The 22,602-nt window shown below is 52.9% G+C and carries 15 protein-coding genes; 10 read left to right on the plus strand and 5 right to left on the minus strand.

The window, feature by feature from the left end:
* Positions 1-23 precede the first annotated feature (23 nt).
* From HY774_05830 to HY774_05850, 5 genes are all read left to right on the plus strand, one after another.
* The gene (locus HY774_05830) at positions 24-1,472 is read left to right on the plus strand and encodes a ribulose-bisphosphate carboxylase large subunit (protein ID MBI4747987.1); all 1,449 of its coding nucleotides are present in this window, start codon (positions 24-26) and stop codon (positions 1,470-1,472) included.
* 55 nt (positions 1,473-1,527) lie between these two features.
* Positions 1,528-1,944 (plus strand): ribulose bisphosphate carboxylase small subunit, encoded by a 417-nt coding sequence (locus HY774_05835; protein MBI4747988.1) that lies wholly within the window; start codon positions 1,528-1,530, stop codon positions 1,942-1,944.
* A 176-nt stretch (positions 1,945-2,120) separates the two neighbouring features.
* Complete coding sequence (cbbX, locus tag HY774_05840) at positions 2,121-3,041, plus strand: CbbX protein (GenBank protein ID MBI4747989.1); 921 nt, start codon at positions 2,121-2,123, stop codon at positions 3,039-3,041.
* Between the two features lie 122 nt (positions 3,042-3,163).
* Positions 3,164-4,168: a phosphoribulokinase gene (locus tag HY774_05845; GenBank protein ID MBI4747990.1), complete on the plus strand. Its 1,005-nt coding sequence runs from the start codon at positions 3,164-3,166 to the stop codon at positions 4,166-4,168.
* A 45-nt stretch (positions 4,169-4,213) separates the two neighbouring features.
* Positions 4,214-5,986: a transketolase family protein gene (locus tag HY774_05850; protein MBI4747991.1), complete on the plus strand. Its 1,773-nt coding sequence runs from the start codon at positions 4,214-4,216 to the stop codon at positions 5,984-5,986.
* Positions 5,987-6,243: 257 nt separating this feature from the next.
* On the opposite strand, the gene HY774_05855 is transcribed toward HY774_05850, so the two are convergent.
* Positions 6,244-6,813, minus strand: coding sequence for a cytochrome C (locus tag HY774_05855; protein MBI4747992.1), 570 nt, complete (start codon positions 6,811-6,813; stop codon positions 6,244-6,246).
* 833 nt (positions 6,814-7,646) lie between these two features.
* Here HY774_05855 and HY774_05860 point away from each other — a divergent pair.
* Positions 7,647-11,627, plus strand: a complete 3,981-nt coding sequence (locus HY774_05860) for a response regulator (GenBank protein ID MBI4747993.1) — start codon at positions 7,647-7,649, stop codon at positions 11,625-11,627.
* A 97-nt stretch (positions 11,628-11,724) separates the two neighbouring features.
* On the opposite strand, the gene HY774_05865 is transcribed toward HY774_05860, so the two are convergent.
* Together HY774_05865 and HY774_05870 are read right to left on the minus strand one after the other, a co-directional pair.
* The gene (locus tag HY774_05865) at positions 11,725-12,690 is read right to left on the minus strand and encodes a nucleotidyl transferase AbiEii/AbiGii toxin family protein (GenBank protein MBI4747994.1); all 966 of its coding nucleotides are present in this window, start codon (positions 12,688-12,690) and stop codon (positions 11,725-11,727) included.
* Entirely contained in the window at positions 12,687-13,283 is a 597-nt protein-coding gene (locus HY774_05870; GenBank protein ID MBI4747995.1) for a type IV toxin-antitoxin system AbiEi family antitoxin domain-containing protein, read from the minus strand. The genes HY774_05865 and HY774_05870 overlap by 4 nt, the downstream gene beginning before the upstream one ends.
* A gap of 51 nt (positions 13,284-13,334) precedes the next feature.
* Between HY774_05870 and HY774_05875 the strand changes: the two genes are divergently transcribed.
* Entirely contained in the window at positions 13,335-13,616 is a 282-nt protein-coding gene (locus HY774_05875) for a hypothetical protein (protein ID MBI4747996.1), read from the plus strand.
* A gap of 9 nt (positions 13,617-13,625) precedes the next feature.
* Positions 13,626-14,564 carry an alpha/beta hydrolase gene (locus HY774_05880; protein MBI4747997.1) on the plus strand — a complete coding sequence of 313 codons (939 nt, stop codon included), beginning with the start codon at positions 13,626-13,628 and terminating at the stop codon, positions 14,562-14,564.
* A 142-nt stretch (positions 14,565-14,706) separates the two neighbouring features.
* Here the strand turns inward: HY774_05880 and HY774_05885 are convergent, their stop codons facing one another.
* Positions 14,707-15,714 carry a glycosyltransferase family 2 protein gene (locus HY774_05885; GenBank protein ID MBI4747998.1) on the minus strand — a complete coding sequence of 336 codons (1,008 nt, stop codon included), beginning with the start codon at positions 15,712-15,714 and terminating at the stop codon, positions 14,707-14,709.
* Positions 15,715-15,858: 144 nt separating this feature from the next.
* Entirely contained in the window at positions 15,859-17,658 is a 1,800-nt protein-coding gene (locus HY774_05890) for a hypothetical protein (protein MBI4747999.1), read from the minus strand.
* A 295-nt stretch (positions 17,659-17,953) separates the two neighbouring features.
* On the opposite strand from HY774_05890, the gene HY774_05895 reads away from it, so the two are divergent.
* Positions 17,954-20,200 (plus strand): tetratricopeptide repeat protein, encoded by a 2,247-nt coding sequence (locus tag HY774_05895; protein ID MBI4748000.1) that lies wholly within the window; start codon positions 17,954-17,956, stop codon positions 20,198-20,200.
* 58 nt (positions 20,201-20,258) lie between these two features.
* The coding region (locus tag HY774_05900) for an IPT/TIG domain-containing protein (protein ID MBI4748001.1) at positions 20,259-22,602 on the plus strand (2,344 nt) is incomplete at its 3' end.

Raw genomic sequence — 22,602 nt, forward strand, 5'->3', positions numbered from 1 at the left:
AATTCGGTTAAGCGGAGGAATTTATGACAACAGGTATGGTTGAAAAGGACCGTTACAAAGCAGGGGTGCTGCCCTATGCCAAAATGGGATATTGGGATGGGGATTATGTTCCAAAAGATACTGATATCCTGGCTTTGTTTCGAGTAACTCCCCAGGAAGGGGTTGATGCCATTGAGGCAGCGGCGGCGATTGCGGGTGAATCATCAACAGCCACCTGGACGGTGGTTTGGACCGACCGATTAACCGCCTGTGATGTATATCGGGCCAAAGCCTATCGGGTTGACCCGGTGCCAGGCGCGCCCGGTCAATTTTTTGCCTACATTGCCTATGACCTTGATTTGTTTGAAGATGGGTCAATTCCAAACCTGACGGCTTCAATTATCGGCAATGTGTTTGGATTTAAAGCCGTGAAAGCCCTGCGGCTGGAAGATATGCGCATCCCGGTGGCTTATATCAAAACTTTCCAGGGACCGCCCACGGGGATCGTGGTGGAGCGTGAACGACTTGATAAATTTGGCCGGCCACTCCTTGGCGCCACCATCAAACCCAAACTTGGGCTTTCCGGGAAAAACTATGGCCGGGTGGTGTATGAAGCGCTCAAAGGTGGACTTGATTTCACCAAAGATGATGAAAATATCAATTCCCAGCCCTTTATGCACTGGCGAGATCGGTTTTTGTACGGCATGGAAGGTGTGAACCGGGCCTCAGCCAGCACTGGTGAAGTCAAAGGGCATTATCTGAATGTCACGGCTGGCACCATGGAAGATATGTATGAACGCGCTGAATTTGCCAAAGACCTGGGCAGCGTCATCGTCATGATTGACCTGGTGATTGGCTATACGGCGATTCAAAGCATGGCAAAATGGGCACGCCGAAACGACATGATCTTGCACCTCCATCGGGCTGGAAATTCAGCCTATGCCCGGCAAAAGAACCACGGCATCAATTTCCGGGTGATTTGCAAATGGATGCGACTGGCCGGGGTTGATCACCTGCACGCCGGCACCGTCGTCGGCAAGCTGGAAGGCGATCCGGCCATGATCAAAGGGTTTTATGACACCTTGCGTGGGGCGCAAACCCCGATCCAACTCGAAAACGGACTCTTTTTTGAACAGGACTGGGCTTCGCTCCGACCAGTCATGCCGGTGGCTTCAGGCGGAATCCACGCCGGGCAAATGCACCAGCTTCTGCATTATCTGGGTGAAGACGTGGTGATGCAGTTTGGTGGTGGCACCATCGGACATCCGCAGGGAATCCAGGCCGGTGCCACAGCCAATCGAGTGGCGGTTGAAGCCATGATTCAGGCACGCAACGAAGGGCGGGATTATCTGGCCGAAGGCCCAGCAATTTTAGAGAAAGCGGCCCGTTGGTGTGGTCCGCTCCGTGCGGCGCTTGATACCTGGAAAGACGTTTCGTTCAACTATGAATCAACCGACACGGCGGACTATGTTCCGATGGTCACCCCAGCCTGATGAACTTTGGAGTGCAGCGGCTTGACGCCGCTTTCACACCGAAAAGGAGTTTTGTATGCGATTGACACAAGGTGCATTTTCCTTTTTGCCGGATCTGACCGAAGAGGAAATCAGAAAACAAATTGACTACTGCCTTCAAAACAAGTGGGCCATCAATATCGAATACACCGACGACCCGCATCCGCGAAATACTTATTGGGAAATGTGGGGAATGCCCATGTTTGACCTCAAAGACCCCGCCGCCATTCTGTTTGAAATGAATGAGTGCCGAAAAGTGTATCCCGGCCATTACATCAAACTGAATGCGTTTGACGCGACCAAAGGCCGGGAAACAACCGCGCTGTCCTTTATTGTCAATCGTCCAGCGGTTGAACCGGGATTTAAGCTCATTCGACAGGAAACCACTGGTCGCACGGTTCGATACACGATCCACAGCTATGCGACCGACAAACCGGAAGGGCAACGGTATTAGGGTTCAGGGTTCAGGGTTTTTGGAAGGGATGAGGGATGAGGGGTGAGGGATGAAAAAATCACCTTGTCAGTCGGTCATCTTGTCCGGGTTCTGGGTTTTCGAACTTTGGTCCTTTATGTCCTTTTCGTCCTTTATGTCTTTTCCCGAAACCCCGGAACCCGGCTTTGAGGTGCTTTATGACGCAATCATCTGCCTTACAACCTGAACTGCCAGTACCCACGATTGACCTGGGGGCCACGTTGCGCGAGTCATCAATTCAGGAGCTACTGGATGAATTGGATCGGGAGTTGATTGGGCTCAAACCGGTCAAAACTCGGATTCGGGAAATCGCCTCGTTGCTTTTGATTGAACGGATCCGCAGACAACATGGCTTAATGACTTCAGCCCCAACGCTCCACATGAGTTTTACTGGGCGACCTGGTACGGGAAAAACCACGGTGGCCATGCGAATGGCCCAAATTTTGCACCGATTGGGCTACGTCCGCCGGGGACACCTCGTCGTGGCAACCCGTGATGATTTGGTTGGACAGTACATCGGGCATACGGCGCCCAAAACCAAAGAAATTCTGAAAAAGGCAATGGGCGGCGTGCTGTTTATTGATGAAGCCTATTACCTGTACCGACCTGAAAACGAACGTGATTACGGACAGGAAGCCATCGAGATTTTGCTTCAAGTGATGGAAAACCAGCGTGACGACCTGGTTGTGATTTTGGCCGGGTACAAAGATCGGATGGAAACGTTCTTTCAATCCAATCCGGGGTTTCATTCCCGAATCGCGCACCATATCAATTTTCCGGACTACACGCTTGATGAACTCATGGCAATTGCCGAATTGATGGTTCAGCAGCAAATGTACCGGTTTGACGAGCATTCAAACCGGGCGTTTGCTGAATACCTGAACTTTCGGATCCAACAACCTCACTTTGCCAATGCCCGCAGTGTGCGCAATGCCATTGATCGAATCAAATTGCGCCATGCCAACCGACTGGTCCAGCAAGGCGGGATTATTTCTCAGGAGGAACTCCTCCGCATTGATGAACAAGACGTCCGTCAAAGTCGGGTCTTTCAAAGCGGATCGGAACCACAACCGAATTGACCACACAACCGAATTATGAGGGATGAATTATGAATGAAGAGAAAAATAAGCTCTTCTTATTCAACCAAATAGCTTTTCTTCATTCTTAATTCTCAATTCTTAATTCTTTTCATGGAGCTGTTATGAAAAGACAAAGACCAATTATTTTGGGGATTGTAGGTGACAGTGCCGCTGGAAAATCCACGCTCACCCGCGGCCTGGCTCAGCTCATTGGTCCCGAACGGGTGACCTGTGTCTGTACGGATGACTATCATAAATATGATCGGCGTGAACGGGCGGAGCACAAAATAACCGCGCTTCATCCAGACTGTAATTACCTGGATGTGTTGGAACAGCACCTGGAGCGACTTCACTATGGCCAGCCGATTCTCAAACCAGTGTATGATCATTCAACCGGGTCGCTGGTTCGTCCTGAATATATCCAGCCGTCTGAATTTGTCATTGCAGAAGGGCTGCTTGGCTATCACTCGGCGGTCATGCGCCAATTTTATGATGTCAAAGTCTATCTGAGCCCGCCGGAAGAACTTCGCCAGGTGTGGAAAATCAAACGGGATACCTCCAAACGCGGGTACCGACCAGAGCAGGTGCTGTTGGAACTTGAAAAACGTGAGCCGGATTCGCGGGACTTTATTCGTCCACAACGTGAGTTTGCCGATATCGTGGTTCAGTTTTATCCACCCGAAGGGGTTTCCCCCGAAGAAGCTGGCGGCGATCTCAATGTGCGGTTGATCCTGCGGCCAACCATTCGCCATCCTGATTTGACCTATCTCTCTGAAAACAAAGTCAGTTCTGAAGCTGGGGTTCGGATGAACCTGGGACGTGACAGCGGCAAACCGGTGGATATCCTCGAAATTGACGGCGGTGTTTTGAAAAACCATGCAGTTGAACTGCAAGATGCCATCTGGCGTCACCTGCCTGACGAAACGCAAATCAGTGAAAGTCAATTTGGCAATTACATTGATAATGACGACGTGCGACATAGTGCTCCGTTGGCCATTACCCAATTGCTGCTGGCCTATCATTTATTGCGTGAATATTCAGGGGAGCGAAACATGATCTTTGCCCCGCCGGTCTCAGCCTTGAGCCGTGTTGAGACGGTTTCTCCAAATCGGCGCACGGCCCGGTGAGAATGAGTGAGCTTGAAATTTCCGAGAGAGAGAAAGGGTACAACCATGACTGACCATATTGCGAGCGTTCAACAAGCAGTAATCAAAGAAGATGAACTGACGAGGCAGAGGCAGGAAGCCGCAAACATTGTGCGCGGACTGGCAATGGACGGGGTGCAGAAAGCAAATTCGGGGCATCCGGGGATGCCGATGGGAATGGCGGAGGCGGCGGTGGTGCTGTGGAGTGGGTTTTTGAAGCACAACCCGGCAGACCCGAGGTGGGTGGACCGGGATCGGTTTGTGTTGTCAGCCGGACACGGGTCAATGTTGCTGTACAGCCTGCTGCACGTGAGCGGGTATGAGCTGCCACTGGAGGAATTGAAGCGGTTTCGGCAGTGGGGAAGTGTGACGCCAGGGCATCCGGAGCATGGGTTGACACCAGGAGTGGAAACGACGACCGGACCGCTGGGCCAGGGGATCGCCAATGGGGTGGGACTGGCGCTGGCGGAACGGTGGGTGGGAGCGAGGTTTAACCGACCGGGACACGAGGTGGTGGATCATTTCACGTATGTGATTGCCAGCGATGGGGATTTGATGGAAGGGGTGTCGCACGAAGCCTGTGCGCTGGCGGGACATCTGGGGTTGGGAAAACTGATTGTGCTCTATGATGACAACGGAATCAGCATTGATGGACCGACGAGTCTGTCATTTACCGAAGATGTCCTGAAGCGGTTTTCGGCCTACGGTTGGCATACACAGCGGGTGGATGGGCACAATCCGGCGGCGGTGGAGAATGCGATCCAGGAAGCGCGAAACGAACCGGAACACCCATCCATCATCGCCTGTCGGACGCACATTGGATATGGGAGTCCAAACCGGCAGGACACCAGCAAAGCGCACGGTGAGCCGCTGGGAGCGATGGCGACGCGGGCGGCATCGGGAGCGGTGCTGGATGCGATAGCGGACGTGATACCGACGCTGCTGGGTGGGTCAGCCGACCTGACGCCATCCAATAACACGCTGCCGAAAGGGAAAGGGTCAGTCACTCGCGACGATTTTTCAGGCCGGTATGTGCGGTTCGGGGTGCGGGAACACGGCATGGGAAGCGTGATGAACGGGATGGTGCTGCACGGTGGGGTACGGCCCTACGGCGGAACATTCCTGGTCTTTGCCGATTATATGCGGCCACCAATTCGGTTGGCGGCGATGATGGAGCAACCCGTGATTTTCGTCTTCACCCACGACAGCATCGGGTTAGGCGAGGACGGCCCGACCCACCAGCCGATTGAACACCTGACGACGTTGCGGGCGATTCCCAACCTGGTGGTGTTTCGGCCCGCGGATGCCATTGAAACCGTAGCGGGCTGGAAGGTGGCGTTGGAGCGCAGGCACGGTCCCACGGCGCTGATCCTGACCCGACAGGCGCTCCCGATACTGGGCGTGGCGGAGGGAGCGCAACGCGGCGGCTACACACTGGTTGAGGTTGACGATCCACAGGTGATCCTGATTGGCACCGGGTCGGAAGTCCAACTTGCCGTCGAAGCCCACAAACAACTGGCCACCGAAGGCATTCGGGCACGGGTCGTGTCGCTGCCAGGCTGGGAAATCTTTGATTCACAGCCAGCCGACTACAAAGAAAGCGTGCTCCCCGCCAGGATCAAAGCCCGCGTGGCGGTTGAAGCCGGCTCGCCGCTGGCCTGGAGTCGCTATGTTGGACTCGAAGGGCGAGTGGTGGGACTGAACCGGTTTGGAGCATCGGCGCCCTATCAGGTTCTCTACCAGCAACTGGGCATCACCGCCGAAGCGGTGGCCGCCGCCGCCAGGGAACTGGTTGGGTGAAGAACCAGCCCTGGTTTTAAAAAAGTAACTCACAGGGCTTAACTCATTTCCTGAGAGTGAATTGCGGCAATTCTTGAACCTTCAAGAATTTTCAGTTGAAGCCGGGTTGAAAGCAGGATTTTCCCTCGTTTGATCAAAGGAAACCCAGGAAAAATACCCCCAAAATAGCAACTGACGGATCCTCGGAAGAATCCGTCAGTTTTCAGGGCCTGGTACCTGAAAGCATCTGACTGCAAATGTGGGATCAGCCTGCTTACTTATTCGTCTGCCGGAGGTGCCGGTTCAGCGTGTGGAATAGCTCGTAAATATTCATAAATGTTGCGGATGTCAGTATCTGTCATTTTGGAAAAAGCCGGCCAGGGGAAGACCTGAAGAATTGGTCCAAACTGTGGATGGCGATTTTTGAAATCTTTCCCTGTGCGAATTGACTCTTTGAATTGATCAAAGGTCAACCCCGCAGGAAGTCCTTTGCTGTCAGGAGTGAGATTGGGGGAGGTAAATGGACCGAATTTGGCACCACCAGCCATGTAGTTGGTAGTATTTATTTTCTCAGCCTGCCCAAGGAAAGGGTCTCCATCTTCTAAATAGGTTGGGGCGGTATGGCAATCAAGGCATCCAGCCACCGCATTAACCAGATAGCTTCCTTCACCAACCATTTTTCGATTTTTTCCTTCCAGATTTAATGGAACCGGTGCGATTTCTAACCCGCGCTTCCAGGTTTTGTTTGGAAGATCTTCAGCTAAGGGTAATTCCTGAGCATTGACATAAAACAGGACAGATACCATCGAGATAAACAGCAAAGCTGCAAGCATGACGAATCGTTTCATAACTTTCTTTCCTCTAATTGGGTCGTTTGATTTGTTTGACGGACAGCGGAGTTGGGTAAGGCATTGCGAACTGATTGATGTTTGCTCTTACAGACTAGCGACGTAAATTGGATTTTCCAAACTGTTTGCAACAATCGGTCAAACCGCGCTACGAATGGTCATCCTTTTTATTCAATGAAGCCCTTGCGCAACCGTCAAAAGTTAAGCTTCTTATTTTCTATTGGCTTTGGATTTCATACGCGTCAAAGTGCTGGATTCTGGCTCAACCAGGAACGGCTGGTAAGGGAGCGTTAAAAAACAATTTCCCGTTTTTGGTTGGGGAAGGTATTTGGATTGAGCATCCTGGAAGGCTGCCGTTCGGATAGCTGGTGGTTGCTCGGCTACAGGGAGCTAAGTACCTTACCGAAAATTTCCAGACATTTTAACCACGAAAAACACGAAAAACACGAAAAAGATCAAACACTTACCAAACCCAATATCTTCGGGAAACTTATGACAAGGTACTTACCACCGGCTATCCGAACGGCAACGCTTCGCGGTGCAAAACCAAAATCTGGACGTGAAAGGACGCCTGTGCTCCCAGGAACTTATTTTTTAACGCCCCCTAAAAGTTCACAAGTTGAAAGAGAGTGATAGGCTGGATTTCTTATTGAACGGAAACGAATTTCGGATTCCCCTCAGGGTTCAAGGTCTTATTTGATTCTGTCGAATCGAACTTGAAATGACTCAAGTGTTCCAATCTATGGTGGAGTGGTTTAGATTCTAAAAAACTCATTCTTCGCAGCCTTTTCAACTCAGAAAGCTAATCTTGTTTTTCCTTATCACCTGGCAACATGGCAAATCACAAATGGCTCATCGCAAAATATATCTGCCGCGGGCTGTTCGTGTGGTTGCTGTGCCTGGGCTGGGGACCTCGTGTGTGGGCACAATCAAGCCCCCTGGCTGATATTCAAGACGTGGGACGATTGAAATTTCGGACTTACTCGGAAAATGCGGGCCTGACTGATATTCATTCGATTGTGTTTGACCAAAAAGGGTATTTGTGGGTAGGTACCTTGTCTGGACCGGCGTATTTTAACGGTCGAAAATGGACGTTGATTGATCTTCCCAACAAGCACTTATCAAACTGGGTCCGAGTGATGACCGTCTCAGCCGATGGCAGTCTCTGGTTTGGCACCGAAAGTGGTGGTCTGGTGCATTATCAAGAAGGCCAAATGACCGCCTATACCACCGCCTCCGGATTACCCAACAATGGAATTCGGGCATTGCTTGAAACCAAGAAAGCCGATGGTGCGACCACGTTGTGGGCCGGAACGTTTGGGGGAGGGCTGGCCTGTTATGAAGGGGGGCACTGGAAAACCTACGACCCCTCCAGCGGTTTTCCCAGCCGCTATGTCTACAAATTGATTCAAGGGCATACCTCTGACGACTCACTCGTTATCTGGGCGGGCACCAGTGACGGCTTGCTGCGGTTTGAAAATGGTACCTGGCATCAGTGGACGACTCAAAATAGCGGCCTCCCCAACAATGTTATTTTGAGCTTATTTGAAACAAATTCACCTCCCGGAAACACGCAACTCTGGATCGGAACTGAAAAAGGCATCGCCGTTTTTGAAAACAATCACTGGCGTCTGTTTGATCCAGAAACAGAAGTTCCCGCCGTGGCAATCCTGGCGCTTCAGGAAACCCGGTCCCCGGATGGCACCCAAACCATGTGGGTCGGCACCCAGGGTCGTGGACTCCTCCGGTTTGATCGTGGACGGTGGAGCAGATTTGACGTCAACGCTGGATTACCCAACAACTTGATCGTAAGCCTGGCCCAAAGTCAACTTCAAGGAGGCAACTCTGACACACTCTGGGTTGGCACCAGCCGGGGAACACTGGCCAGTTTGTACCTTGGGGGGTGGAAAACCCTGGATAAACAAACCGGGTTGCCTAATGACCAGGTGTATCGGGTGTTGGAATCCAGCAATGCCGAAGGAAAGCCCGTCTACTGGTTTGCTACTTATGGGGGGCTGGCCAGATTCGAGGCTGGACAATGGTCCCTCTATACCACCCAAAACAGCCCGCTCCCCAGTAATATTGTCGAAACCCTGGCTGAAGAAGTGCTCCCCAATGGCTCTAAGGTTTTGTGGGTTGGTTTTTTTCAATCAAATTCAGGTGGTCTGGCTCGATTTGAAAATGGCAAGTGGACGGTGTATGACAAATCCAGGGGATTGCCCGATAACCGGGTCACCCGCATTCTGGTATCCCGGACCGAAAGCGGAAAATCGGTCATCTGGGTCGCAACCTACGGTGGCGGCGTCGGTCGTTTCGAAGATGGAACCTGGACTGTCTTCAACACTGAAAATGGATTGATTGACAACCGGGCACAGACGTTGTTGGAAACCGATTCTCCACAAGGCGGCAAAATCCTGTGGATTGGCACGTTTGGCGGTTTGGTGCGCTATGAACAGGGAAAGTTCACGACCTATGGCGTTGGTTCCGGCCTCCCAAACAATGGAGTGCTCGATATTTTGGGAACCACCGACCCAACGGGGAAACCCTGGTTGTGGGTGGGAACCAACGGGGGCGGATTGGCGGGCTTCGATTATGACTCACCTCATCCTCAATGGCTGGTCTTTTCCAGGCCGGGCCTGGCCCTCTTGCCGAGCAATATCATTTTCCAGATTCAACAAGATGCCCGGCGGCGAATCTATGCCGCGACCAACAGTGGAGTCGCCCGGCTGATATTCCCTGAAAACCAACCCTTTTCGCCTGAGACGGTTCGGGTTACGACCTTTACCACCGAAGACGGATTACCCAGCGGCATTTGTAATTTTGGGGCATCGCTGGTGGATAGTCAGGAACGAATCTGGGTTGGCACGGCCAAAGGGGCGGCCTTTCTGGAGACCAAAGCTGATTTCGAGAATTTTCAACCCCGGCCCCTCGTCATCGAGTACGCCTCCAACTCCAACACGCACATTCAAATCACCTCAGGAAGTGTCCTTTCCTATCGGGAAAACCATTTGACCTTTGAATTTGCCTGTTTGGCTTACCATCGGGAGACTGAAACCCGATATCAAACCCAACTGGTTGGCTTTGAAGAGTTCCCAACCCCCTGGAATCAGGATAGTAAAAAGGAATACACGAATCTGGGGGCTGGAAACTATGTCTTTCAGGTGTGGGCTAAAAATCATTTGGGTGTGGTTTCCGGGCCGGTCGAGTTTCACTTTTCGATTACCCCAGCCCCCTGGCGCACCTGGTGGGCATATCTGGCGTATACCCTGGGCGTCATACTGGCTGCCCTGGGTATCATCTGGTTGAGCCAGCAAAGACTTGAACATCGCAACCGATTGCTGGAAACAAAAATTGCCGAGCGCACGGCGGAACTGGCAGCCAAAGTAAAGGAAGTCGAAGCCTCAGAAAAGAAGGCCCTGTATGCCAGCAATGCCAAAAGCACATTTTTGGCCAACATGAGCCACGAATTACGCACGCCATTAAATGCCATTTTGGGGTTTGCTCAATTAATGGAACGCGAACATCACCGCCCAGCCCAGGATTACGATTATTTGGGCATCATCATTCGCAGTGGCGAGCATTTGCTGAGCTTAATCAATGACGTGCTGTCGCTTTCTAAAATTGAAGCTGGAAAATTGTCGTTGTCAGAACAGGTATTCGACTTAAAGAAGATGCTGCGGAGCCTGCACGAAATGTTCCAGCTTCGGGCGGAAGCCAAACACTTGCGCCTGGAGTTCAAAGTCTCGGACAAACTCCCTCAACTTGTCATCGGTGATGAGAGCAAGCTCAAACAGGTGTTGATCAATTTGATTAACAATGCCATCAAATTTACCGAGCAGGGAGGCGTCGTGATTGGCGTCAGTCCAGTCAACCAGAAAATCCACTTTGAAGTCTCAGATACTGGGGTCGGAATTAGCCAGGATGAATTTCATAAGCTGTTCGATCCGTTTGTGCAAACCCAAAGCGGGCTCAAAACAAAGGAAGGCACCGGCCTTGGACTGGCCATTAGTCGCGAGATCATCCGGTTGATGGGTGGTGAAATTGCGGTTGAAAGCGAAGTCGGTCGCGGTTCGACTTTTTCATTTGAAATAACTCTCTCTCTGGCCACAAGTCCCGAACGACCCATCTCGGTCCAAACCGTTCGTCACGTTTCAGCCGGGCAACCGGTCTACCGGATGCTGATTGTGGACGACCATTATGAGAACCGATTGACCTTGAAAATTCTGCTTGAATCGGTTGGATTTGAAGTTCAGGAAGCGGCCAATGGCCGTGAAGCGATTGCCCGGTGGGAAACCTGGAAGCCCCATTGCATCTGGCTTGACCTGAGGATGCCGGAAATGGATGGGTATGCCGTGACCCGGTTTATCCGAACCAATGAGACAAGTGCCGCCAAAACCGTGATTGTCGCGCTCTCTGCCAGTGTGTTTGAGCAAGATCGGGCTGGCATTCTCGAATGTGGATGCGATGATTTTGTGACGAAACCCTTTCGCGAAGCACAGCTTTTTGAAAAACTCGAACAACTGGTTGGAGTCAAATTCGATTATGAGGAAAAAGCGAACCAGTTTGCCCAATCTGGGTCTGAACCTGGGGTACTCACCTATGTCTCACCGATGCGGATGGGTCAGTTGCCACCTGAATTGCTGGCCGAATTGTCTCGAAATCTGAACGTCGGTGATTTGATTCACGCTGAACAACTCATTGATACCATCCGTGAACAGGATTCACTTTTGGCGGAGGAACTATTGACCCTGTTTCGCCAATATCGAGTCGAAGAAGTTCTCCGAATCATCGAACAGGTGCAATCAACCCAATAGCGACCCTGACAACGATTCGTATTTAACTCACGATAATCGCCCAACTCGGTAAGTGATGATTTAGGGTGAATACTGGAAATGAGATTATCGGAAGACGTCATAAACGATGCTGGTTGGGCTTGATTTCCTGGTTGAACCAGTCAGGGTGAGGCTTTTTCCAACCATCGGCTGGTATCCAGATTTCGCTCAAGGCCACACCTGAGACCAGAGCAGCCACTGGTTTTGAAAAAAACTTCCACAAGTCAGTTGTAATCTGTACCAGCTCAAGTGAGGAGGAAAAACGGTTTTTCTTGAGAAAGCCTTTCCATTGGGAGTTCTTGGTTGGGTCAAGCGCAAACTGCTTGGTTAAGGCTAATGGAGGTTCTGCCACCAGCGGGGTCATTCGTCGGGTGAAGGTGGCTGAAATTGCCTGGCTCAACTGGGTGCCCTCAAATTCGTACCGCTGGATCAACACCCAGATATCATAAAAATCTTTGAGTCGGGTATTTCCCATTCCAAGTTCAACCAAAGCCTGGAATTTCTCAGCGACGACTGTTTCCCGACAATACATGCGTAACTGAGGGGCGGGCATTTCCAGCAAAGTCGGGAAGAACGCTTCTTGAGGTGCGGGAACAACCAGATCTCCAAAACCAATATCGATTTGAAGCGGAATCAGTGCCTGATCCAACCTGGCCGTGAGTGTAATGCGGACGCCGTGATACTCATCATTGTGTTTAATTTCAACCCCCTTCACCGTTTCACTCAAAAACTCAATCCCGTCTGGTACAACCGGGCACAGACAGATTTCTCGGAAAATCGATTCCAGGGCTGAGATTGTGTTCGTTCCATAACCCAACAAATCCAAATCCCTGGTTGGGCGATGGGGTTCACCTCCCCAGAAAACAAACATCATGGCACCTTTGAGACAAAACTGGGGTTGGTATGCTGTTTGGGAGAGCCGAAACAGAAACCGTTCCAGAGCATATCGGATGAGCAAGACCTGAAACTCTCCGCCTTTTTCCCTAAAAATATTCATCAATCGTTGCCGAACCGAAGCTGCCATATTGGTCGCCGGTTTTTTCATTCAATTGCCTCCAGGTAAGGTCGCATCACATTGGCAACCCGGCAGACCTGGGCCATCCGCCAGAGTTCATCCAGGGTGCCACGGCGACCCCGCCGGTATTCACGCAGTGCTTCAAGGGCGACATCAAGTCCGATCTGGTTGCGGAACTTGAAACAATCGGCCACGGTTTTGGCCGGAGAAAAGACCTTGACCTGAACGCCTTCAATCAGATGCGTTTCCACCCCAGCCGTAAAGGCGTCAGATGAAAATCTCATCAACCTGATGTGTGGGAACTCAAGCCGGGGAACGCCCGCATTTCTTCCCACTGCCAGCCAGACCTCAAATGGCAGTTGAGTTCCAAGACGATGAAAGGCCAGCGCCGACAATAAACAAATCGTTCCGTGCGGGACTCGGGCGGCAACCAGGGCCAGATCGTGGTGTTCACTGAGTGGGGCTTCCACCAAACGATACAGCCCACGCGAAACCCGTTCGATCCGTCCGGCGGCGGAGAGCCGCTGAAAGTATTCAGGAGCGATTCCAAGCTTTGCCGCATCCCGAGGGCGAACCATTCCTTTCTGCTGAAGCAGTTCGGTGAGTTCTTCCATGTGGGTCATATGTTATGAAATACCACCAGATAATAATAAATACTGGCAATTTATAACAAAATGTATCTCAGAAAACAATGCTGGACCTGGAGGGGCGGCGTTTCCACGGATTCCAGCCAGGCGGCGGGCGCCACCTTGACTGCCTTCAGGCGACAAAGCAACATTGCGTTCACCAGCAACCGATTTTTCACAACCGGATACGGCACTGAGATCCATCGAGGGAATGAACCGCTTTCCCTTTCCGTATGTCTCAAACGCCCGACTGCTTTTACCGATAAACGGCCTGACTTCTGGCGAGTGTGGTCGGTGATGAACGCCAGCAGCCAGAACTTGCCCGACTGAGGATGATGTGTGAATAGCCTGCAAAGTCAATTGGTTCTTTTTCTGTTGAAGCATCGTCACTGGTTTCGTCTGAAGTTGAAACGGGAACCGGTTGATTGGAATACCTCAATTCCCGCGCTACGGGAGCGAGCCGAGAAATCCACCGGGATCTTTGGCAAGCTGCCGCCTGGAATTGCGGCATTGCCGGTCACAATCAATGGTCTTTCGGCGGAGTGGGTTCGACCTGTCGGAACCAGCGATGACCGAGCCATCCTCTATTTTCATGGCGGTGGGTATGTGATGGGCTCCTGTCGAACGCACCGCGCAGTCGTGGGGAAGTTTGTCGCGGGCAGCCAGATCGGCGCCCTGATCTTTGACTATCGGTTAGCGCCGGAGCATCCGTTTCCCGCTGCCCTTGACGATTCAATCGCGGCCTACACCTGGCTTCTGGCGCAAGGTTTTTCTCCGGCTCGCATTGTGTTTGCTGGGGATTCAGCCGGTGGCGGGCTCTGTCTGGCAACGCTGCTTGCCCTTCGGGACACCGGAATCGAGTTGCCGGCGGCGGCAGTTGTCCTCTCTCCCTGGACTGACTTGAAATGCACTGGGAACTCCTATCAGCGTCCGGACCCGCTGGCACCAGAAGGGTCCTGGAGTGTTTTCAGTAGCTACTACGTCGGTCAAAACGATCCGGCCCACCCGTTGATTTCTCCCCTATATGGTGATCTGGCCGGGCTTCCTCCATTGTTGCTGTATGTCGGGGAAGAAGAATCAATGCTCGACGACGCAACTCAATTCGCGGAAAAGGCTCGCACGGCAGGTGTGACGGTCAGGATACACATCGGAAAGGGGATGGTTCATTGCTACCCCGCGCTGTCTCCACTGTTTCCGGAAGCCAGCGAGGCGATGGACGACATTTGCCGTTTTCTCCATTCATCAGTGCTCAAGGATAGCGGAACAGAAAACTCGTAAAAATAAGGCTCTCGCTCAGACCTTCAATGATGTGTGCCTCCACAGGGTTTCACCTGGAAATCTCATCTGCCTACGCCAGTGCTGATAGTCAACACCTTCTTCCATGAAGGAGAAACACCGTCCAAAAGTTTCAATTCCTGATTCAATTCAGTGTCACTTCGGTATCCAGGTTTGGGCGAGTGGTCTGAGGCGAGGTGTCGCGCACCTGAGTCCCAAGGGGTTGAACGGCAGCCCGGCGTTCTCGAACCAGGAGTTCTTCCAATAAGCGACGGTTGACCGCGAGCAGGTTGGCGGCCAGGCCCAACACCCAGCACTGAAGCCCCACCAGTGCAAAGAACAAAGTCACCAGCAGTCCATTCAGTCCAGAAAGAGCTGGCAGATGAAACCAGGTTGCCAGTCCAAACCCAAGGGATATACCCATCGGAAACATCCCCAACCCCAGACAAAACACCAGCGGCTTGTAGGTCAGAAAAATCCGAATGATGGTCAACGCCGATTGCCACACATACGCTCCGGGTGAACGCATCAACCGCGACGGTCGCTGAACCGGGTTCGTTCCCACCGGTACCGAACGAACCGCCAGACCCTGCACTCCGGCCTGAATGATCATTTCCAGAGTGTAGGTGTATTTGCTGAAAATATTGATCCGCAGGGCTGCTTCACGACTGATGGCCCGAAAACCGCTGGGTGCATCCCGAATTTCCGTCTGACTGACACACCGCACGACCCAGTTCCCAATCCGGTGGAGTACTCTCCTGGTCAATGAGTAGTGGTCAATTTGGCGAAGGTTCCGCTCCCCAATCACAATATCCACCTGGTCGTGTACAACCAGTTCGATCAGGTGGGGAATATCCTCAGCCCGATACTGGTTGTCGGCATCGGTGTTGACAATGATATCGGCGCCGGCAGCCAGAGCCGCCTCCAGCCCTTTAACAAACGCCGTGGCCAGCCCGCAGTGCCGATGAAGCCGGACAATATGGTCTACGCCTGCGGTACAGGCAACCTCGACGGTCCGATCCGTGCTCCCGTCGTCAATCACCAGCCACTCAATTGTATCAATGCCCGGTAACTGGCGTGGAAGTTGGGCCAGCGTGATTCCCAGGGTGGCTTCTTCATTGTAACAGGGGATTTGGATAATGAGTTTGGTCATAGTACAAACAAACCAGGGTTCAGGGTTTTTTGAAGGGATGAGGGATGAAGGATGAGGGATGGAAGAAAACTTATTGTCCGCCTGTCTCATCCTTTGGATTCGGTTGAAACCCTTTATCCCGTGGCACATATAGGTTCGGGTACTTCATTCTTTGTGAGCAAGCTGGTTCAGGATTTTTCGGGCATCAATCAGCCGTAACTGGTTGGATTCAAATACCGTACAGGAATCAGTCATTCGAGCGAGAACGGGTTGTTTCCCGGATTGAAGGTTGAGCCGGGCTTCGTTGGCCGCTGGCTGAAATTGTTGAGCCCAGGGATTGAGATCAATCGCCAGGGGTTGGAACGCTTTGCGGTCAATGAGAAAGTAATCAATCCTGTACGCGAGAATAAAATCCCGCAATTTCACTGGATCAGGTGTGTAGTGGGCTTGAATGAGCGCCTGCGTCCGGGTTCGGAATTGATTGTAATACCCGGTATGGTAAGGAATCCCGCTTTCCCGGCCAACCAGGATCGAGCGTTGGGCAAAAATCGGCAGGTTGTTGGCTTCTTCAGTCAGCGAGGCAACCACAATTGATTTGGGTTGAGCCGCCAAAAACCGGTACAGCGCCGGTTCCCCGCCAGTGACATAGCGGGTCCGAGGATAAAATCCTTCAATTTTCCGATTGAGCCAGAGTGGGTACAGACTGATGATCCCCAAACAACAGACAATCACCAGTCCAACACCTCCGGTTTTTAAACGGGCGGCTGGTACCTGGCTGGCCCACCTCAGGCCGGTATCCATCAGCGAAACCAGCACGATTCCAGCGGCAAAAGCCGTTGCAATCCGCCACGAATGCTGGGAAAACCGGCTGGGTAAGTAGAGATGGAACAACATCATGTGAGCCAGGAGAAAGAATCCGATTGAACTCAGCAGAAACTTCCCCAAATCCAGGCTGAGTTTGTTCAATTCCGCAAAATGTGAATTCCAACGCTGGAGAACCAGCAGAATCGGCAACCAAACGGCAGTCAGAATGTGAGGTGGTGGAAATGGAACCTGTTTCCATTCCATCGGGAAACACCCGGATCGCTCTCCCCACAACCAGAAAGCGGTCGGGCTTTTCAAGAAAAAGGCAGTTCTTCCCAACGGACCAAATTCCGGCCAGGTTCGAGCCTGTGCCAGCGAAACAAACGGTCCAAATCGAGAAGTTTGAAAGGCATACATTCCAAGTACCAGCCCGGCGGCAATCAAACCGACCCAAACAAAGCCGTCTCCGGAAAACGTTATTTTCCCTTGTCGCCATTTCCACAAAGAAAGAAGGAGCATCCCGGCGGAAAGTAACACCGCTGGCGGGTAAAACAACCCCTGAACGAGAATGCTGAAGGTGCATCCCACCGTGGAATGCCGGGTAAGAAAATACCAAAACGCCAGAAACAGCGGATAGAAAAAAGCTCGGGGCGTGGCGGAAACCAGATCGTCTTTCATCCACAGATTCTGGTTGAGCAGAAACGTGCTCAAAAATGCCGCGAATGGGACTGGAAACAACCTCAGGCAAACAGCAAATCCAAAGCCAGTCAGACCCAATGCCAGCACTGGAGGAAGCAGTTTACTGGCGAACAACGGAGATATCCCAATCAGCGCCAGTCCGCGATAGAGCAGCGCATACCCAGGAGGTGCAACTGATTGAAAATAATCGGCAATCAGGTCGTTCGGAAACAATTCGGGATCCAAGAACCGCTGCATCCAGAACACATGCTGCCGGGTGTCATCCTGGATGACATACGCCGCGCTGACACTTTCGCGCAGTGCCGGAATGGAAAATCCGAGCGCACAGACCAGGCTCAACCAGAACCAGCCATTTCTGGTCAAGGAAGCATCTTCGGAAACCGGGGTGGTGACAAAAAGGCGAATCGAATCCAGCGTCATGGTAGTGCGCTCAGTGAAGATGAGGACTGGTGATGTGTTCACAACCAACTGCAGGCGTTGAAACAGTTAGTCCTTGAGACTGGCGTCATCATGACATAGGGATGTGTTAGGACGAAGAAAATAATTCGTTCACGTTCACAATTTGCTTGATTTGAGGGATATGTGTTTGGTACAAGGTTTTCTCCAGATTGAAACCTCAATTTTCAGCCTAAAATCAACTTTTTTCACATTACCTTTTGACGTGTGTGCCGATCTGATCGGTTGATTGCGTCCATTTCAGATGAATTTCAATCCTCCATCTCAATCCAGGATTGAAACTGGGTGAATCATGAAAAGGGTGAAGCTCTTCTGTTGCGCTGGGATAGCCTGCATTTTTCTGTGGGCCAGCACCGCGATTGCCCAACGGACCAATCACTTACCGTCGGCTGAGACCGTTCCTCCGCTTCCCGCCGAACCCTTCTCCCCCTCGCAAGTGCGAACGGAAGACGGAAGTTTGATTCCGGTGGAAGCTTTTTTCTCGGCTTCGCGATGTGCTGGGTGTCATACCGACACCCACGCCGGGTGGAGCGAGTCGCTCCACCGAAATGCCGCCCGTGAACCTTTTTACCGGGAAAGCGCGGATATTCTGCTTCGCACGCGGGGGATTGAATTTACCCGCCACTGTGAATCGTGCCACACGCCAGTCGCGTTGCTGTCGGGAGCGTTGACCAGGGCGAGCGGAAAAACTGCCGCTCCATTTACTCCACTGGACTCGGAAGGCGTCACCTGTGTCATTTGCCATTCAATTACTGAAGCCCGACTTGACGGCACCGGGAGTTTTACGATTCGGCGTCCGGCGTTACTGGCTCGGGAAGACGGGACACCGATATTTGGCGACTTTTCAGATGAACAAATCCTGGCTGACATTCCAGGCCATAAACGGGCGATGATGCGACCACTCCTGCGCCAGCCTGAATTTTGTGCGACCTGCCACAAAGTGACGGCGCCGCCGGATTTGAATGGATACAAGCAAATTCCAGGTTTCTCGGCCTACGACGAGTGGCAACAGTCGGGAGCTTCGCACGAAGTGGTATCGCCATTTTACCGCCGGGAATCGCGGCTTGATTGTCGGTCGTGCCATATGCCCAAAGTGGCGAGCACCAATGACCGCGCCGCCAAAAATGGGCTGATTGTCCTGCATCGCTGGCCGGGTGCAAATACTGCGGCACCAATGTTTTATGGTCAGACCGAACAGGTGCAGATGACCGAACAATTTCTGGCTGGAAACCACCTCAAGGTTGATGTGTTTTCGCTGCAACGGGAGTCAACCGGTGAAGTGACGGCGCCACTCGAAAGCGAAACAAGACTCAAGAAATCAGCTTCCGGTTTTGATTCGGGTGAGACCTTCATCCTGCAAGCGGTGATTGCCAACCGCAATGTGGCCCATTCATTTCCACCCGAAGTCCGGGATCTCTATGAAGCCTGGGTAGAATGTGAAGTCACGGATGAAACGGGCCAAACCCTGTTCCACAGCGGATTTATCAAGTTTGACGGAATGCTGGATGAACGCGCCCACGTCTACAAAACGATTTTGCTTGATTCTCACAGCCGGACCATCACGCGTCACCAAATCTGGCTGATCCAGGCCAAAGGCTATGACCACGCCATTCCAGCCGGAAGATCGGATGTGGTTCGGTTTCGGATGGAACTTCCCGCAAATGCGAGAAACAAACTGACCGTCCGCGTCAAAGTCAATTACCGACGATTGAACCAGGAATACACCAGCTATGTGTTGAATCGCCAGCACCAGTCGTTGACGCTGCCAGTTATCACGATGGCTGAAGACGTCAAAGTGCTCACGATGGCCGGCGAGAAGCCCACTGAATCCAATCCATTGAAAATAAAGGAGCAGTCAGGTGAATTCCGAGCTATGACTGCCCGGCGATGGAATGACTTCGGCATTGGATTGCTGGAACAGGCTGAATATGGAGCGGCAGCCACAGCGTTTGAACAAGCAGCCCGGCTGCAACCAACTGATCCGCAATACTTTGTCAACGCCGCGATTGCGGAATTCCGCACTGAACGCTTTGCTCCGGAACGGCTGCAACAACAAAAAGCAGCCGTGTGGCTTGAACAGGCGGCGCGGCTGGATGCAACCAATCCGCGAATGCGCTACTACCGGGCGCTGGTTCGACGGGCGGAAGGAAAATGGGTTGAAGCGGCTGACGAATTGACGATTTTGACCGGTTTGTTCCCGCGAGACCGGGAATTGCACCGGCACCTGGCCCAAACCCGGCTTCTGCTTGGACAGTTGGTGGAAGCCGAAACCGCCGCCCGGCAGATTCTGGCAATTGATCCAAATGATGCCGGGGCATACCAGTTTCTAGCGGCGGTTTACACCCGAATGGATCGCCAGGCGGAGGCGAATTGGGCGGCGAAGCAGTATGTTCTCTGGCGGGAAGACCCGCTGGCCAACGAAGTCGCCGCCCGGTTTTATACGGCCCATCCCGAATGGCAGGAGTTGCGCACCAAACGGATGATGTATGGAAAAGGCGCCCCACTCCGTCCGGTTCTGATCGGAAGTCAGGCATCGCCGGTTGAATGATGAGCGGAGGGACGTCGCGGGCTTCCCGCCGCGCCCTATATAATAAGGAGAGAGACTGATGAGTTGGAAATTGCGGCACGTGAAAATAATCCTGCTGGTGATGGTTCTCGGTTTTCTTTCCGTAGGCGGATGGGCGGTGTCAGCCTGGGTGCGGCAACAAACCGGTGGGACGACCCGATTTGTGTATGACGAAAAAAGCCAGCTTCGGGCGGTGATTGCGCCCAACGGAGACGTGGCGATCTACGAGTATGACCCGGCGGGGAACATCACGGCGATTCGTCGCGGTTCAGCCGCGCAACCCGTGATTCTGTCCTTTTTTCCCAAGGAAGGCATTGTTGGCGACAAGGTGACCTTTGTCGGAACCGGGTTTGGCCCGACAGTGGCGGACAATCTGGTGACATTCAAGGATGGAAAAACGGCGGTGATTGAAAGCGCTTCGGTGACGGAAATCGTGGCCATCGTTCCGGAAGGGACCGTGACGGGTGAGGTCACGATCAAAACACCGACCCAAACCCTGACCACGACGGAGCCGTTCGTGATCGTGCCTCCGGTTCAGGTCACGCCATCGCCAGTGGTGATTGATTTTCGCGAACAGGTCAACTTCACCGCCCGGGTGCGGGTTCAATCCAGCGACCGGAGTGTGACGTGGTCAGTAACTTCGGGAACCGGCTCTGGAAATGGGACCATCACTCAAAATGGAGTCTATAACGCACCCCGGTTGTTTACCGATGCCATCTCATCCGTTCCTATCGTGGTGAGGGCCACCAGCAAAGCCTTTCCAATTCTGTTTACTGAAGTTCCGGTCACGGTGGGTCGGGTGACACTCACTCCATCAGAAGCCATTTTGCTCCCCAACGAACAACGCCAGTTTACAGCTTCGGTATTTGCCGTGGCCCTACCGGCCAATAACCGGAAAGTGACGTGGTTGGTCAACGGCATTGTGGGAGGCAACCCGACGGTTGGAACGATTTCAGCCGAAGGACTCTATCAAGCTCCAGCGTTGATTCCAGCCGAACCGGTTGTGATCCGGGCCATGAGCCAGATGCTTCCACAACTCTTTGCCGAAAGCCGGATTCGGATCGGCCAAATCCAGGTGACTCCGGCGGAACTCATCATCGGCCCAGGAGGTGCGGGACAGTTTACGGCGACGTTACCAGGCACAATTGCTGAACAACCCATCATCTGGAGCATCAACGGGGTCGAAGGCGGCAACCCAAACATTGGAACCATCAGCGATACGGGTATTTACACAGCGCCAAACGCCGTTTTGAGCCAACCGATCACGGTCCGGGCCGCAAGCCGGTTGGGGCCGAATTTGTTTGGCGAGGCACGAGTGCGGATGGGCACCATCTCGGTCTCGACCTCCCAACCGTTTGTTGAACTGGGTGGCGGCGCCTTCAGCGCCACCTTCACGGCGAATATTGAAGTTGGACCGGAAATCAACCGGGAAGTGGAATGGAGTATCAATGGCGTGGTTGAGGGAAATAATTCGTTGGGAACCATCACGCCATCGCCGAACCGGAATGCGGTCGCCAGTTACGACCCACCTGACCGGTTGCCGCCAGTACCGATTGTGATTCGGGCGACGTTGAAGGCACTGCCCACAATTTTTGGCGAAGTCGGCATCACGCTCGGGAAAATGACGCTGAGTCCAACGTCGGCAGTGCTCGGACCCGGGATGAAACAGAAATTCACGTCGGTGGTGACCTTGCTGTCAGAGAACAAACAGGTTGCCTGGAGGGTCAACCAACAGATAGGAGGCTCGCCGTCAATCGGCCTGATCAGTACGGATGGAACGTACACGGCACCGAGCCATCCATCCATAGCGCGAGTCCAGATAACAGCCACAAGCCTCGCCGTTCCACGGTTGACGAAGACCGCCGACGTCACACTGGTCGGAAGCATCCAGGTGAGCCCGGCTTCGGCGTCGCTGGTCACGGAGCAAACGGCTCAGTTCAACGCAGTGGTGCTGCCGCAGGGGACAGTAGATCAGGTCACCTGGAGCGTCAATGGGGCGCCGGGAGGGAATGCGACGGTTGGAACCATCAGCGGGAGCGGGTTTTATACGGCTCCGGCGACTGTCCCAACTGGCGCCATCACCATTCGGGCGACCAGCACCGCGGTTCCGAGTGTGTTTGGCGAAGCCCGCGTCACCGTGAGCGGGATCACCAATATCCAGGTAGTTGTCTCGCCATCAAATGCGACGGTGACAGCGGGAGATAGCTTCCAGTTCAATGTGCAGGTGCTGCCGGGCAATGCCAACCAGCAGGTGACCTGGAGTGTCGATGGAATTCCAGGCGGAAATTCAAACGTGGGAACGATTTCCCCGACCGGGCTCTACACGGCGCCGACCACGGTTCCGTCAGGCGGGTTGTCGGTGACGGTACGTGCCACCAGCGTGG

Source organism: Acidobacteriota bacterium, assembly GCA_016208495.1.
In the GTDB taxonomy this organism is placed as follows: domain Bacteria; phylum Acidobacteriota; class Blastocatellia; order Chloracidobacteriales; family Chloracidobacteriaceae; genus JACQXX01.

Excerpts from the sequence above, each read along its gene's own strand:
- HY774_05830 (MBI4747987.1), top strand. The coding sequence starts at position 24 with ATGACAACAGGTATGGTTGAAAAGGACCGTTACAAAGCAGGGGTGCTG.
- HY774_05835 (MBI4747988.1), top strand. The coding sequence starts at position 1,528 with ATGCGATTGACACAAGGTGCATTTTCCTTTTTGCCGGATCTGACCGAA.
- cbbX (MBI4747989.1), top strand. The coding sequence starts at position 2,121 with ATGACGCAATCATCTGCCTTACAACCTGAACTGCCAGTACCCACGATT.
- HY774_05845 (MBI4747990.1), top strand. The coding sequence starts at position 3,164 with ATGAAAAGACAAAGACCAATTATTTTGGGGATTGTAGGTGACAGTGCC.
- HY774_05850 (MBI4747991.1), top strand. The coding sequence starts at position 4,214 with ATGACTGACCATATTGCGAGCGTTCAACAAGCAGTAATCAAAGAAGAT.
- HY774_05855 (MBI4747992.1), bottom strand. The coding sequence starts at position 6,813 with ATGAAACGATTCGTCATGCTTGCAGCTTTGCTGTTTATCTCGATGGTA.
- HY774_05860 (MBI4747993.1), top strand. The coding sequence starts at position 7,647 with ATGGCAAATCACAAATGGCTCATCGCAAAATATATCTGCCGCGGGCTG.
- HY774_05865 (MBI4747994.1), bottom strand. The coding sequence starts at position 12,690 with ATGAAAAAACCGGCGACCAATATGGCAGCTTCGGTTCGGCAACGATTG.
- HY774_05870 (MBI4747995.1), bottom strand. The coding sequence starts at position 13,283 with ATGACCCACATGGAAGAACTCACCGAACTGCTTCAGCAGAAAGGAATG.
- HY774_05875 (MBI4747996.1), top strand. The coding sequence starts at position 13,335 with ATGTATCTCAGAAAACAATGCTGGACCTGGAGGGGCGGCGTTTCCACG.
- HY774_05885 (MBI4747998.1), bottom strand. The coding sequence starts at position 15,714 with ATGACCAAACTCATTATCCAAATCCCCTGTTACAATGAAGAAGCCACC.